The organism is Microbispora sp. NPDC004025, from assembly GCF_053604425.1.
This window is the reverse complement of record NZ_JBSGHN010000007.1, coordinates 257,709-270,842: the sequence shown is the minus strand read 5'-3', so window position 1 is coordinate 270,842 and position 13,134 is coordinate 257,709. Positions and strand designations below refer to the sequence as shown.

Here is a 13,134-nt window from a genome sequence, read left to right as displayed (position 1 = left end):
GGAGTCCCCCGACATGACAGAGCCGACCGCCTCCTACCTGACCGGCCGCCTCGCCCCGGTCCCCGACGAGATCGACGCCCTCGACCTGCCCGTCGAGGGGACCCTGCCGCCCGAGCTCACCGGCCGCTACTTCCGCAACGGCCCCAACCCCCGTCCCGGAGAGGACCCGGGGCACTGGTTCGTCGGCCACGGCATGATCCACGGCATCCGGCTGCGCGACGGGCGGGCCGAGTGGTACCGCAACCGCTGGGTGCGCACCACCCGCTTCGACGGCGCGTCCTACGTGCACGACCGCGGCGTGGACCTCGCCGCAGTCCCCGCCAACACGCACGTCATCCGGCACGCCGACAAGATCCTCGCGCTCGTGGAGAACGGCCTGCCGTACGTGATGACGCCGGAGCTCGACACGGTCGGCCCGTGCGACTTCGGCGGGCGGCTCGCCACGGCGATGACCGCGCACCCGAAGGAGGACCCCGTCACCGGGGAACTGCACTTCTTCGGGTACGGCTGGGCCGAGCCCTACCTCACCTATCACCGGCTGTCCGCGGCCGGCGAACTGGTGGAGAGCCGGCCGGTGGACGTGCCCGGGCCGACCATGGCCCACGACTTCGCGATCACCGAGAACCACGTGGTGTGGCTCGACCTGCCGGTCGTCTTCGACTTCGATCTGGTGGGCCGGGGCATGCCGTACCGGTGGGACGACTCCTACGGCGCGCGGCTGGGCGTGATGAGCCGCAGGACCGGCGACGTGCGGTGGTTCGAGATCGACCCCTGCTACGTCTTCCACGTGGGCAACGCGAGCGAGGACGAGCACGGGCGCGTCCTCGTCGACGCCGTGCGCTACTCGCCGGGGGCGTTCTGCGGCTTCTGGCCGACCATCGGGGGCACGGCCAACCCCGCCGCCCACACGGGAGGCGCGGCCCTGCATCGCTGGATCCTCGACCCCGCCACCGGCGTCGCCAAGGACGAGCAGCTCGACGACCTGGCCGTCGAGTTCCCCACGATCAACGAGGCGCGCACCGGCCTGACCAGCCGTTACATCTACGCCGTCAGCAAGGGCGCGATCCTGAAGTACGACACAGCGACCGGTGCGAGCCGGGCGCACGAGACCGGCGAGCGCTCGCCCGGCGAGGCCGTGTTCGTCCCCGCCTCGGACGCGAAGGCCGAGGACGAGGGCTGGCTGCTGTCGATCGCCGGCACCGAGCACGGCGCGGAGCTGCTGGTGCTCGACGCGTCGGACCTGGCCCAGGTGGCGTCCGTACGGCTGCCGCGCCGGGTGCCCGCCGGGTTCCACGGCTCGTGGATCCCGGACGCCTGAGGGGTGGTCAGGGCACGGGCCGGTAGTGGGTGGTGATCCGGCCGTCGTCGAGCACGTGCAGGGCGATGGCCGGTGGCAGGTCGTAGTCGACCGGCGGGTGTGCCGGGGTCTCGGACGGCAGCAGCGCGGTGCTGACCACTCCCGGCGCGACCAGCAGCGGCAGCCCGGCGAACGTCGTGGCCGCCGCCGTGTGGGCGTGCCCGGCCAGCACCGCGATGGCGTGCGGATGGCGGCCCAGGACCTCGGCCAGCCCTTCCGGCCGCGCGAGCCGGATCCCGTCCACGTACGGGATGCCGAGCGGGACGGCGGGGTGGTGCATGCCGACGAAGGCCGGCACGCCGGGCGTGGCGGCGAGCACGGAGTCGAGCCAGGCCAGGGTGTCGTCGTCCAGCGCGCCCTCGGGCCGGCCGGGGATGCTGGAGTCGCACAGCGCGATCGTCGCGTGGTCGAGGTTGAGCGCCTGGTTGACCGGGTGGTCGCCGTCCTGCTCCAGCAGGACCTTGCGGAGGTGGCCGCGCGCGTCGTGGTTGCCGGGGCACAGCACGAGCGGCACGTCGTCGCCGGAGATCAGCTCACGGACGATCTCGTACTCCTCCATCGCGCCGTGATCCGCCAGATCGCCGGTGAGCACGATGGCGTCGGGCCGCAGCGAACGGGCGTAGGTGAGCGCGCGTGCGGCGCGCGAGGTGTTCCGCTCGCTTCCGTCGATGTGGATGTCGCTGACGTGCGCCAGCACGAGCATGTGCTACCTCCGGGCGATGGTGGGGACTCCAGCTTCTCACGCGAGAGGGCAGCGGTCAGGGTGGCGAAACGGCGCGACGGGCACTCGGAGCCGGTGATGCCGCTCAGGAGCCGTTCGCAGACCTCCCGGCGAGCCGTTCGGCGAGGATCCGGGCCCGGGCGAGCTGGACCTTACGCGCCTGGCCCGCCGCGAAGCCCAGCAGCAGCCGGGACGCGCTCACGTCCAGCCGGTCGTCCACCCGGGTGCCGCCGTCCTGCGGGGACAGGTCGAACCGGTATCCCAGCTGTACGCCGCCGGGGCTGCGCACCTGCCCGCGTACGGACAGGTTCCCGGCCGTGCGCTCGGTCAGCAGCGTGACGGCGATCGGGTTGTCGTACGACAGGCCGAGGAAGCGGAACCGTTCGACGGAGGTGTACCGCACGACCCCCGGATCGGACCGGTCGACGTCCCGCACGGCCACCACGAGCGGTGACAGGCCTATGTAGCTCTCGGGCGTCGTGAGGTGCTCGAAGACATCCTCCGGCGCGGCGTCCACGTGGAACGTGTTGGTCAGCACCCGTGTGGGCACCCTGCTCTCCCCCCACCCCGGCCTCCCCCTGATTCGGGCTCGGCTCGATGGGGGAATTGTGGCAGGGCCGGATCGCCGAGCGGACGCCGGTTGATCACGAAAGGAGGACGGCGGCCGTCGCGGCGTCGGCCGGATAGAACGACTCGATGGCCAGCTCGGAGACCGTGATGTCGAGCGGGGTGCCGAAGGTCGCCACGATGCTGAAGAACGACAGCTCCCGCCCGCCCCGCCGCACCCGCAGCGGCACGAGGATGTCCCCGGGGCCGGGCAGCTCCACTTCGGGCTCGGGCTGGTCGCAGGGGTAGTCGCGCAGCTCGGCGTACAGCTCGGAGAGCCGGGGATCGGCGGTGAGCGTGATCTGCCGGCGCAGCCGCCCGAGCAGGTGCGCCCGCCACTCGCCGAGGTTGAGGATGTGCGGGGCGAGCCCTTCCGGGTGCAGGCTCGCCCGCAGCACGTTGCTCAGCAGGTCGGGGTCGATCCCCTCGGCGAGCAGGGAGATGCCCTCGTTGGCGTCGACGAGGTCCCAGGCGCGGTCCACCACCACGGCCGGGTAGGGGTCGTGGGCCGACAGCAGCCGCCGGACCGCGTCGTACACCGCGGCCATGCCCGGCGAGTCGAGCGGCGACTCGCTGTAGACGGGGGCGTACCCGGCGGCCAGCAGCAGGTGGTTGCGCTCGCGGAGCGGAAGATCGAGATGCTCGGCGAGGTGGAGCACCATGTCGCGGCTGGGGGTGGCCCGGCCGGTCTCCAGGAAGCTGATGTGCCGCGTGGAGATTTCGGCCTGGTTGGACAGGTCGAGCTGGCTCAGCCGCCGGTGCTCGCGCCACTGACGCAGGAGCTCGCCGAACGGCCGCTGATGAAGAGTGGCGACGGTCACGACCCCGACGCTAGCCGCTCGCCGATCGGCCCGGCGATTACCCGTGAGGTAGCCGCGGGGCCGCGGGCGATCACTGCCAGCGGAACAGGCGGGCCGCGGCGAGGCCGGCGGCCAGTGCCCAGCCCGCGAGTACGGCGAGGTGGAGCGGCTGAGGGGCGTGCCCGCCCAGGGCGTCCACGAGGCCCTGGCCGAAGGCGCCGGTGGGGGTGAAGTCGCTGATCCGGCGCAGGACCTCGGGCATGAGCGCCCGGGGCAGCCACATCCCCGCGAGGAAGAGCAGAGGGAACATGAGGGCCGCCCCCGCGCCCTGGACGACCCGGGAGTTCGGCGCCACGGCCGCGAGCAGCAGCCCGAGGGCGAGCATGGCGACCGAGCCCAGGACGAAGACCATCGCGAACGCCACGGGCGCCTTGGGGAGCGGCACTCCGAGGACCAGGTGGCCCACGGCCAGCGTCAGCGCGGTCGCCACCACCGACGCCGCCACGTTGACGAGCAACTGGGCGGACAGCAGCGACCCCGGCCGTACCGGCGTGGTGGACATCCGCCGCAGCACGCCGCGCTCCCGGTAGAGCACCAGGGCCGACGGCAGCGCGCTGAGCGCGAGCGTCACGATCGACAGCAGGATCATCATCCCCGTGAACGGCGCGTCCACGAAGCGCTGCCCGCCCAGCGACGGGTCGGCGTCCCGGAAGCCGGGAATCGTGCTGCCGAGCGCGAGCAGCAGCGCCACCGGCAGCACGACCACGAAGAACACGGCTGCGGGCTCGCGGAGGAACAGCCGGGCCTCCACCGCCGCGAGCTTTCCGAATGCCTTGGTCATGACTCCTCCTGGCCGGTGAGAACGAGAAACGCGTCGTCGAGGGTGGTGCGCTCCATGCGCAGGTCCCGCATTCGGGCGGGGGGCAGCACGGCGGTGACGGCGCTCAGCAGGTCGCCGGTGCCGGTGACCGTGACCTTCGCGCCGGCCTCCGCGCCGACCTTCGCGCCGGTCTCCGTGCCGTCCCCGTCACCGGTCACCGTGACGGACGCCACCTCGGGCAGCGCCCGAAGGGCGTCGACGGGCTCGCCGGTGTGGAAGACCAGGCGCTGCTCGCCGCCCGCGCGGGCGACCAGCCCCGCGGGGGTGTCCACCGCCCGCACGCGCCCCCTGGAGATGACCGCGACCCGGTCGCACAGGCGCTCCACCTCTTCCATGAAGTGCGTCACGAGCAGGACCGTCACGCCGCGGTCCCTGATCCGGGTGACCAGATCCCACGTTTCGCGGCGGGCCCGCGGGTCGAGGCCGGTCGTGAGCTCGTCGAGTATCGCGACGCGCGGGTTTCCGACCAGCGCGAGCGCGACCGACAGCCGCTGGCGCTGCCCGCCCGACAGCTTCGCGAAGGGCGCGCGGAGGTCGAGCCCGGCCTCCTCGGCCAGGGCCCGCCAATCGGCCGGGCGGGAGTAGAACGAGGCGTAGAGCGCCAGCGCCTCCCCGACCCGGATCTTGTCGGGCAGCGAGCACTCCTGGAGTTGCACGCCGACCTGTTCCTTCAGGTCCGCGTCCACGGTGACCGTGCCCGCGGTGGGGGTGCGCAGCCCGGCGACGCACTCGACCGTCGTCGTCTTCCCCGCCCCGTTGCGGCCCACGATGCCGAAGACCTCGCCCTCCTGCACGGAGAACGACACGTCCTCGACCGCCACCCGTGTGCCGTACGTCTTGCGGAGGTGGTCCACGGTGATGATTGCCATGCCGACGACGCTAGAAAGCGGGAGGGCGGCCCCGTAATGCGTCTGCGGACCCGGCGGGGGTGCACTTTCCCCCACCCCCACGGGGTGGCTCGGGCCACTGTGCCGGCGCGGCGGAAGCCCGCAGACTGGAGTGCATGACCTCAGCGCGTCCGACCCTCGTCGCCCTCGGCAGAGGCGCCGCCCTCGCCGGTCTCGCTCTGCTGGGTCAGGTCGCGGGCCTGGTGGTGCTGCTCGCCATGCTGCTCACCTTCCTGGTCGGCCTGGTGGTCGTCTTCCCGCCGGCCGTACGGCTCGGGCGGGTCGTGACCCGCGCGCAACGGGGGCTGGCCGCGCGATGGTCGGGCATATCGATCGACGAGCCCTATCTGCCCGCGCCGCCCCCGCCGGTCCCGCAGGCCGACGGCTGGTACCGGGACGGTCGCACCCTGTACAAGAAGCCCACGATCCCGGCCTTCAACGCGCGGTGGAACTGGATGACCAAGGATCCGGCCACCTGGCGCGACTTCGCCTTCCTCATCGGGGATCTGTGGATGGGCGGCCTGCTCGTCGCCGCACCGCTGCTCGCGACCGCGTACGGCGCCGTCCGCCTGGCCACGGGCGACCTTTCGGGCGCGGCCTGGATCCTGCTGGCGGTGAGCACCGCGTACTGGTACGCCCCGTGGGCCGTGCGCGCGCACGGCAGGATCGCCGCCGCGCTGCTCGGGCCCACCGAGAAGGCCAGGCTGGCCCAGCAGGTCAGCCGCCTGGACGCGGCGCGCACCGAGGTCGTCGACTCGCAGGCCGCCGAACTGCGCCGGATCGAGCGCGACCTGCACGACGGCGCCCAGGCCCGCCTCGTCGCGATCGGCATGACGATCGGCGCTGCCGAGCAACTGCTCGAAAGCGACCCGAAGGCCGCCAGGGCGCTGCTCGGCAAGGCGAGTGAGGCCTCGGCGACCGCGCTGCAGGAGCTCCGGCGGCTGGTGCGCGGCATCCATCCCCCGGTGCTGGCCGAGCGTGGTCTCGGTGACGCCGTACGCGCCCTCGCCCTGGACAGTCCGCTGCGCGTCCACGTCACGGTCGACCTGCCGGAGCGCGCCTCCGCCCCGCTGGAGTCGGCGGCGTATTTCGCGGTCAGCGAGCTGCTGGCCAACACCGCTCGCCACGGTGACGCGACCGAGGCGTGGGTGGACGTGAGCGCGCAGGGCCCGGCGCTGCGCGTGACGGTGACCGACGACGGCCACGGCGGCGCGGACCCCGAGCGCGGCACCGGCCTGCGCGGCATCGAGCGCAGGCTCGGGGCCTTCGACGGCGTCCTCGCGGTGAACAGCCCTGTAGGTGGTCCGACCACGGCCGTCATCGAGCTGCCCCGGGCGTTCCGGGTGCGGCCGGTGCCGAGGTCGCCGTGGCGTTACGTCGGCCGGATCTGCTGGGCGCTGTGGCCGATCGCGCTGTTCCCGCAGGGCCTGATCGCGATGGTGTTCAAGCTGGTGGGATCGCCGGTGAAGTCCTGGTTCCTCGGCCTGCACGTGCCCGAGCCCTTCCAGTGGCCGGTCATCGTCGGCATGATTGCGCTCGGCGGCGGCCTGCTGGCCGTCGCACTGGCGACGACGATGCGGAGCAGGGAAACGGAGGCCGGCGGGTGCGGGTAGTGCTTGCGGAGGACCTGCACCTGCTGAGGGAGGGCCTGGTCGCCCTGCTGCGCGCCCACGGCTTCGAGGTGGTGGCGGCGGTCGAGTCCGGCCCGGAGCTGCTCGCCGCGCTGGTCGGTGAGCGTCCCGACGTGGCCGTCGTGGACGTACGGCTCCCGCCGACCTTCACCGATGAGGGGCTGCAGGCCGCCCTGGCCGCGCGGCGGCAGGTGCCGGGGTTGCCGGTCCTCGTGCTGTCCCAGCACGTCGAGCAGCTGTACGCCAGGGAGTTGCTGGCCGACGGGTCCGGCGGCGTCGGCTACCTGCTGAAGGACCGGGTGTTCAACGGCGAGCAGTTCGTCGACGCCGTACGCCGGGTCGCGGGCGGGGGGACGGCGATGGACCCCGAGGTGATCGCCCGGCTTCTGGCGAGCAACGCGCGCAGCGAACCGCTCGGCCGGCTCACCCCGAGGGAGCGCGAGGTGCTGGAACTGATGGCGGAGGGCAGGTCCAACGCCGCGATCGGGCAGCGGCTGTTCCTCAGCGACAGCGCGGTGGGCAAGCACACGGCGAGCATCTTCGCCAAGCTCGGACTGGCGCCCTCCGACGACGACAACCGCAGGGTCCTCGCGGTGCTCGCCTTCCTCAACAGCAAGTAGCGCCACTGGGATTGTCGGTGCTGCCCGCTACTTTGGAGAGCGAGTCGTGGCGCAGGCAGGAGGTCGGCATGAAATTCCAGGTGAACCGCGACGTTCTGGCCGACGCGGTGGCGTGGGCGGCCAGGGTGCTGCCCGGCCGGCCCGCGGTTCCCGTTCTCGCGGGCCTGCTCCTGGAGGCGGGAGACGACCTGCGGGTGTCCGCCTTCGACTACGACGTGTCGGCCCGTGCCGACGTCGAGGCCGACGTCGCCGAGCCGGGGCGGGTGCTGATCCCCGGCAAGGTCCTGGCCGAGATCACCCGGAGCCTGCCCGCCCGGCCCGTCGAGATCGCCACGAGCGGGTCCGAGGCGGTGCTCGCCTGCGGCAGCGTGGAGTTCAACCTGCTCACCATGCCCGACGAGGACTTCCCCGCGATGCCGCCGATGCCGCCGAAGGTCGGCGCCGTGGGCGGCGGCGTGTTCGCCGACGCGATCCGCCAGGTCGCGGCCGCCGCCAGCCGCGACGACACGCTGCCCATGCTGACGGGCGTCCGCGTGGACATCGAGGGCGTGCGGGTCGCGATGGCCGCCACCGACCGCTACCGCATCGCCGCGAGCGAGTTCCTGTGGCACCCCGAGCAGGAGGACGTGCGGCACGGCGTGGTCGTGCCGGCGCGGGTCCTGGTCGAGGTGGCCCGGCCGCTGCGCGGCGGCGAGGTGGCGATCGGGCTCGGCGACAACGTGGCCGGCTTCGAGAGCCAGGGCCGCACGACCACCGTGCGCCTGCTCGACGACCAGTTCATCGACTACCGGTCGCGGCTGACCGGCGAGTGGGGCATCCACGCCGACGTGGCGGTGGCGCCGTTCGTGGAGGCCGTCAAGCGGGTCGTGCTGGTCGCCGAGCGCAACACCGCGGTCCGGCTGTCGTTCTCGCAGGGGCAGGTGCAGATCAGGGCCGGGGGCGGCGACATCGGCAGGGGCTCGGAGATCGTGGACGCCGAGCTCGAGGGGCCGGACATCGAGATCGCCTTCCAGCCCCACTTCCTGCTCGACGGGCTCGAAGGCGTCGGGACCGAGCGGGCGCGGATCCACATGGAATCCCCGACCCGTCCCGCGCTGATCACCGACGAGGGTGAGGACCCCGGGTTCCGCTACCTCGTCATGTCGCTGCGGCTCGGCTGACCCTGCTCACCTGACGATGCCCGCCTGAACCGTGCTCACCCGATCGGGGCTCGCCTGATCGGGCCCCGCGGGTGCCGTGGGGAACGGACCCGCCGGGCGGGGAGTCAGGAGGGAGGCGGGGGCTGGGAGGCGACGCTCAGGAGGAGAGGGTGGCGGAGTCGGTGAGGGCGATGAGGATGTGCTCCATGCACGCGTGACCGGCCCGCTCGGCCGCGGTGGCGTCGCCGGCGACGATCGCGCGCACGATCGCGTCGTGGGGGATGTAGTTCTGCTCCAAGGAGCCGCCGGCCGCCGCGATGCTCGCTCGCAGCGCCGCCGAGAAGTCGACATACAGGTCGATCAGCACCCTGTTGTGCGTGGCCTCCACGACCGCCACGTGGAAGGCGAGGTCGGACTCGACGAACGCCTCGGGGTCGCCGTCCGCCCACGCCTTCTCCCGCGCGGCCAGCGCGGCCTCGATCGACGCGACATCGCCGTCGGTCCGCCGCGTCGCCGCGAGCCGGGCCGCCTCGACCTCCAGGGCCCGGCGGACCTCGAGGATCTCCAGCTGCTCGGCCGCCCGCAGCCGCCTGGCCATCGCGCCGGACAGCTCGCTGGTTGCCCGTACATAGGTCCCGTCGCCCTGGCGGCACTCGAGCAGCCCGGCGTGGGTCAGCGCGCGGACCGCCTCACGAACCGTGTTCCTGCCGACTCCGAGGTGCTCGGCGAGCACCGTCTCGGTGGGAATCTTGGCATGCATCTGCCAGGAGCCGGAGGTGATCTGCTCCTTGAGCTGGTCGATCACCTGGTCCACGAGAGACGCCCGCTGCGCCGTCCGCAGGCTCACGTCAGCCTCCTCTGGGTTGCCAATCATCCGATGATGGAATGAGTGGTAGACCCTTATTATTCCAGAGCCTCCAGAACAAGTCCGGAGGCCCCGGGAGGCTGGTGCCCCTCCCGCCAATCTTTGCCCCGTCGCGTCGTCCAGAGCGGCACCTCGCTGCGTTGTCGTCGTCGCTCGTAGCTCCGCTACGAGCTCCTCCTCCGCCTTGCGATGCACCGCTCTGGCCACCGCTCCGTCCGGGCAAATCTTGTCGGTCGCGGCACTATCGAGCGAGCACCGTCGTGGTCATGGCGCCCGGTATGTTCACCCGGATCCCGACCGCTTCCAGGGCTCTACGATATGCCCCTGACTGCCGGTCGAGGGCACCGGCCTGGCCCCAGAGGTCGCCGAGCATGCGCCAGGCCCGGGCGGTCTCCCGGTCGGGCGTCACGCCGTCCAGCAGGTCGTGTGCCCGGTCCAACAGGGGAGCCGCATCTTCGGACCGTGCCAACGCGATCTCGGCCAGAACCATGTTCGCGGTGGCCGAGGTGGTCCCCTTGGCGCCGTCCAACAGATGCAGTGCCCGATCGGCGAGTTCGGCTGCGGATTCCGTGTCTCCGATCCGGAACCGTACGGAACTCAGCACCACAAGGCTCCGAGCGTGCTCCTGCCGCTCCGCCGGGAACTCCGCGAAGACCTCGGCCGCGGAGCGGGCGAGCGCGTTGGCTCGGTCCAAATCCGCGCCTTCGGGATGCGTCGCGGTGAGGCGAGCCCAGTGCATCGCGATGCGGGCGCGGCGGACGGCGATCCGGGCCGGGCGGCCGGCGGCGAGGGCGTCCTCGGCGAGCTGCACGGCCAGCGCCGAGTCCTCGCCTTCGGCCGCCGTCACGCTGGCCTGCCACAGCGCGAGGATCTCCGTGCTGCGGTCGCCGGCGCGCTCCGGGCCCGACGTCGACAGCACCCGCTCGACGTACGGCAGGCCGGTCTCGGCCTCCACGAGCGCCAGCGCCAGCTCCACGGCCAGCTCGCCCTCGATCACGCCGAGCCGGTCGACCTGGCCGAGCGCGTGCGCGCCGAGGTCCCGCGCCCGAAGCCGATCGCCGGCCCGCTGGTAGCAACGGCACAACGCGATGGTCAGGGGCAGGTCGGCGAGGCGCTCGGGGTGCGCGGAGGCCTCGCGGCGCAGCCGCTCGTACGCCTCGACGGCCCGGCCGACGCGGCCCTGCGCCTCCAGCGCCCGCGCCACACCGAGCCGCGCGTGGGCGGCGAGCATCGCGTTGTCCTCACCCGCCGCCTTGACGATCTCGCCGAAGCGGTCGGTCGCCACGGCGGGATCGCCGTGATACAGCTCGAGCTCGGCATGTCGGAGGCCGAGCTCGGTGTCGATGCGCTGCCGGGGTTCTATCCCGTGGAGCAGGAACTCGGTGGTGCAACCGAGCCGCTCGGCAAGCAGCCGGGCGACGACCGGCGTTGGCGTCCGCTTTCCGGACTCGATGAGTGAGACGTAACTGTCGGATAGGTCGGGTCCGGCCAACTGGGCCTGCGACATGCGCCTGCTCAACCGCAATCCGCGGACGCGGTCACCGATGGTTCCCTGACTCGGCATCTGATCTCACAGGGCGGGGGAAGGGTCAATAGTGTCGCCATAATGGCACGAAGCGACCGAATCGTGTAACCCTCCGTCAAGAATCACGACGGTGAAGGTTCGATCACGGTGACGAGATACCGGACGGTCGGACCGCCGTCAGTCGTCGTCCCCATCCTTGCTGGGGAAGATCATCTGACAGACCTCGAGGTACAAGGTCTCGGGATAGGGGATGTGGGGGACGGTGCGCAGGGCCTGATCCTGGCCGGCCGACTCCATCACGAACTCGCCATAGCCGAGCATGCGGCCGAGGAGCGAGCGCTGGAAGCTCATGTCGGTGACCTTGCTCAGGGGCATCATCGCGACCTTGCGCGTGATGAGGCCGGTGGTGAGAAGCATGCGCTGGGAGGTGACGACGAAGTAGTCGACCGACCACTCCGCGACCTTCCATACGAAACGGACCAGCAGGAGGAGCCAGGCCCACCAGACGAGGGCGAGGGCCTGGCTCGCCCCGTTGTCGCTCAGGAACTTGCTGAGGACTCCGGCGAGGATGAGCCCACCGAAGATCTCAGCGACCGGGCGCAGGAGCACGGCGGGGTGACGCCGAACCATGATGACTTGGTGTTCGTGGGGGAGGAGGTAACGGTTGACCGACGACGGGGCGGAGTCCCCGTGGGTCACAAGTCTCATGTCAGGGTGGCGAAGAACTGCGCCATCGAGTCGGCCGCGCTGACGATTCCGTTGAAGGCTCCGTGGACCGTTTGGGCCGCGTCAGTCGGTCTCGTGAGCAGGTAGAACCCTGCCGACACGATGAGCGTCCACTTGATGACTTTCTTCGCCTGCACCGCCGTCACCACTCCCATGACCAATACATTACCCAGACACCCCGTTTGGTAAAGCGGCTAACCGCGAACGGGTTGAGAGACTGACGGCGTCATCCCCGCTCCGCAGCGGCGGTCGCCAGGACCCGCAGGTGCTTGCGGGCGATGCGCTCGACCAGTGCGGGATGCGCGTGTCCGGTGACCTCGATGGCGCCGTGGTGGGCGGCCTGAACGCACCGGGTCACCGTCGCGGGAGGATGAACCCCCGCGAACTCGTCCCTGAGCAGGGCCTCGAGCTGTTCGTAGTGCTCGCCGGCCGGATGCTGGATCATCGCTCTCCCTGGTGGCGCGCCGCTCGCTAGAGCGCGAGGTGACGTCGTCATCACACTGAGTACCCTACTGGGCGCGCAGTGTAACCATGGGTGAGATGTGGACGGACCGCGCGGAAAGGAAAGGGAAATCAAACCGCGGGGAAATCAGAGCGAGGGGGATGCGGGGGCGCGGGATTGGGGCGCGGGATTCAGACGACGCCGTACAGGCGGTCGCCGGCGTCGCCGAGCCCGGGCACGATGTAGCCGTTCTCGTTCAGCCGCTCGTCGAGGGCGGCCGTCACCACCCGGATCGGCCGGTCGCCGCCGCGGAACGCCTCGTCCAGGTACGCGAGGCCCTCGGGTGCGGCCAGCAGGCAGATCGCGGTGACGTCCCGGGCCCCGCGGTCGAACAGGAAGTTGATCGCCGCGGCGAGGGTGCCGCCCGTCGCGAGCATCGGGTCGAGCACGTAGCACTGCCGGCCGGACAGGTCCTCCGGCAGCCGGGTCGCGTACGTCTGGGCCTGCAGCGTGGACTCGTCGCGGATCATCCCGAGGAAACCCACCTCGGCGGTCGGCAGGAGCCGGGTCATCCCGTCGAGCATCCCCAGCCCGGCGCGCAGGATCGGGACCACGAGCGGCACGGGCCGCGCCAGCCGTACGCCGCGGGTGGGGGTGATCGGCGTGTCGACCGTGACGTCGGTGACCCGCACGTCCCTGGTGGCCTCGTAGGCGAGCAGGGTGACCAGCTCGTCGGCCAGGCGGCGGAACGTCGGCGAGTCGGTCCGCACGTCGCGGAGGGTGGTGAGCTTGTGGGCGACGAGCGGGTGGTCGACGACGAGGGTCTCCATGGGGACAAAAGTTACCCTCTCCTGGGCGGACCCTCGACGCCGCCTGAGTCTTTGATCACGATTTGGAGTGAGCGCCGTACGGTGGGACTCCGATTCTGCGACGAT

At 71.7% G+C, this 13,134-nt stretch carries 15 protein-coding genes; 4 read left to right on the top strand and 11 right to left on the bottom strand.

The window, feature by feature from the left end:
* The first annotated feature begins 13 nt into the window (after positions 1-13).
* On the top strand, positions 14-1,318 hold the full coding sequence (locus ACWEQG_RS20430; RefSeq protein ID WP_452286727.1) for a carotenoid oxygenase family protein: 1,305 nt from the start codon (positions 14-16) through the stop codon (positions 1,316-1,318).
* Between the two features lie 7 nt (positions 1,319-1,325).
* Here ACWEQG_RS20430 and ACWEQG_RS20425 read toward each other — a convergent pair whose 3' ends face one another.
* The 5 genes from ACWEQG_RS20425 to ACWEQG_RS20405 all read right to left on the bottom strand — a co-directional run bounded on the left by ACWEQG_RS20425 (position 1,326) and on the right by ACWEQG_RS20405 (position 5,233).
* Positions 1,326-2,060: a metallophosphoesterase gene (locus tag ACWEQG_RS20425; protein ID WP_452286725.1), complete on the bottom strand. Its 735-nt coding sequence runs from the start codon at positions 2,058-2,060 to the stop codon at positions 1,326-1,328.
* Positions 2,061-2,163: 103 nt separating this feature from the next.
* Positions 2,164-2,628 (bottom strand): SRPBCC family protein, encoded by a 465-nt coding sequence (locus tag ACWEQG_RS20420; RefSeq protein WP_452286723.1) that lies wholly within the window; start codon positions 2,626-2,628, stop codon positions 2,164-2,166.
* Between the two features lie 94 nt (positions 2,629-2,722).
* A complete protein-coding gene (locus ACWEQG_RS20415; protein ID WP_363460145.1) occupies positions 2,723-3,505 on the bottom strand; it encodes a helix-turn-helix domain-containing protein in 783 nt (260 codons plus the stop codon).
* Between the two features lie 70 nt (positions 3,506-3,575).
* The gene (locus tag ACWEQG_RS20410; RefSeq protein WP_363460143.1) at positions 3,576-4,325 is read right to left on the bottom strand and encodes an ABC transporter permease; all 750 of its coding nucleotides are present in this window, start codon (positions 4,323-4,325) and stop codon (positions 3,576-3,578) included.
* Positions 4,322-5,233, bottom strand: a complete 912-nt coding sequence (locus ACWEQG_RS20405; RefSeq protein WP_452286721.1) for an ABC transporter ATP-binding protein — start codon at positions 5,231-5,233, stop codon at positions 4,322-4,324. The genes ACWEQG_RS20410 and ACWEQG_RS20405 overlap by 4 nt, the downstream gene beginning before the upstream one ends.
* Before the next feature lie 134 nt (positions 5,234-5,367).
* Between ACWEQG_RS20405 and ACWEQG_RS20400 the strand changes: the two genes are divergently transcribed.
* From ACWEQG_RS20400 to dnaN, 3 genes are all read left to right on the top strand, one after another.
* The gene (locus tag ACWEQG_RS20400; protein WP_452286719.1) at positions 5,368-6,864 is read left to right on the top strand and encodes a sensor histidine kinase; all 1,497 of its coding nucleotides are present in this window, start codon (positions 5,368-5,370) and stop codon (positions 6,862-6,864) included.
* On the top strand, positions 6,855-7,502 hold the full coding sequence (locus ACWEQG_RS20395; protein WP_452286717.1) for a response regulator transcription factor: 648 nt from the start codon (positions 6,855-6,857) through the stop codon (positions 7,500-7,502). The genes ACWEQG_RS20400 and ACWEQG_RS20395 overlap by 10 nt, the downstream gene beginning before the upstream one ends.
* Before the next feature lie 68 nt (positions 7,503-7,570).
* Entirely contained in the window at positions 7,571-8,662 is a 1,092-nt protein-coding gene (gene dnaN / locus ACWEQG_RS20390; protein ID WP_452286715.1) for a DNA polymerase III subunit beta, read from the top strand.
* Positions 8,663-8,798: 136 nt separating this feature from the next.
* Here the strand turns inward: dnaN and ACWEQG_RS20385 are convergent, their stop codons facing one another.
* The 6 genes from ACWEQG_RS20385 to upp form a co-directional block, all read right to left on the bottom strand.
* Positions 8,799-9,488, bottom strand: coding sequence for a FadR/GntR family transcriptional regulator (locus ACWEQG_RS20385; RefSeq protein WP_363460133.1), 690 nt, complete (start codon positions 9,486-9,488; stop codon positions 8,799-8,801).
* Between the two features lie 259 nt (positions 9,489-9,747).
* On the bottom strand, positions 9,748-11,025 hold the full coding sequence (locus tag ACWEQG_RS20380; protein WP_452286713.1) for a helix-turn-helix domain-containing protein: 1,278 nt from the start codon (positions 11,023-11,025) through the stop codon (positions 9,748-9,750).
* Positions 11,026-11,208: 183 nt separating this feature from the next.
* Entirely contained in the window at positions 11,209-11,739 is a 531-nt protein-coding gene (locus ACWEQG_RS20375; protein WP_079314254.1) for a PH domain-containing protein, read from the bottom strand.
* On the bottom strand, positions 11,736-11,912 hold the full coding sequence (locus tag ACWEQG_RS20370) for a hypothetical protein (RefSeq protein ID WP_169983590.1): 177 nt from the start codon (positions 11,910-11,912) through the stop codon (positions 11,736-11,738). Before ACWEQG_RS20370 ends, ACWEQG_RS20375 begins: the two co-directional genes overlap by 4 nt.
* A gap of 71 nt (positions 11,913-11,983) precedes the next feature.
* Positions 11,984-12,202 carry a hypothetical protein gene (locus tag ACWEQG_RS20365; protein ID WP_079314255.1) on the bottom strand — a complete coding sequence of 73 codons (219 nt, stop codon included), beginning with the start codon at positions 12,200-12,202 and terminating at the stop codon, positions 11,984-11,986.
* A 188-nt stretch (positions 12,203-12,390) separates the two neighbouring features.
* Positions 12,391-13,029, bottom strand: coding sequence for a uracil phosphoribosyltransferase (upp, locus tag ACWEQG_RS20360; RefSeq protein ID WP_452286711.1), 639 nt, complete (start codon positions 13,027-13,029; stop codon positions 12,391-12,393).
* Between the last annotated feature and the right edge of the window lie 105 nt (positions 13,030-13,134).

Coding starts and splice junctions, on each gene's coding strand:
- ACWEQG_RS20430 (WP_452286727.1), top strand. CDS start 14: ATGACAGAGCCGACCGCCTCCTACCTGACCGGCCGCCTCGCCCCGGTC.
- ACWEQG_RS20425 (WP_452286725.1), bottom strand. CDS start 2,060: ATGCTCGTGCTGGCGCACGTCAGCGACATCCACATCGACGGAAGCGAG.
- ACWEQG_RS20410 (WP_363460143.1), bottom strand. CDS start 4,325: ATGACCAAGGCATTCGGAAAGCTCGCGGCGGTGGAGGCCCGGCTGTTC.
- ACWEQG_RS20405 (WP_452286721.1), bottom strand. CDS start 5,233: ATGGCAATCATCACCGTGGACCACCTCCGCAAGACGTACGGCACACGG.
- ACWEQG_RS20400 (WP_452286719.1), top strand. CDS start 5,368: ATGACCTCAGCGCGTCCGACCCTCGTCGCCCTCGGCAGAGGCGCCGCC.
- dnaN (WP_452286715.1), top strand. CDS start 7,571: ATGAAATTCCAGGTGAACCGCGACGTTCTGGCCGACGCGGTGGCGTGG.
- ACWEQG_RS20375 (WP_079314254.1), bottom strand. CDS start 11,739: ATGAGACTTGTGACCCACGGGGACTCCGCCCCGTCGTCGGTCAACCGT.
- ACWEQG_RS20370 (WP_169983590.1), bottom strand. CDS start 11,912: ATGGGAGTGGTGACGGCGGTGCAGGCGAAGAAAGTCATCAAGTGGACG.
- ACWEQG_RS20365 (WP_079314255.1), bottom strand. CDS start 12,202: ATGATCCAGCATCCGGCCGGCGAGCACTACGAACAGCTCGAGGCCCTG.
- upp (WP_452286711.1), bottom strand. CDS start 13,029: ATGGAGACCCTCGTCGTCGACCACCCGCTCGTCGCCCACAAGCTCACC.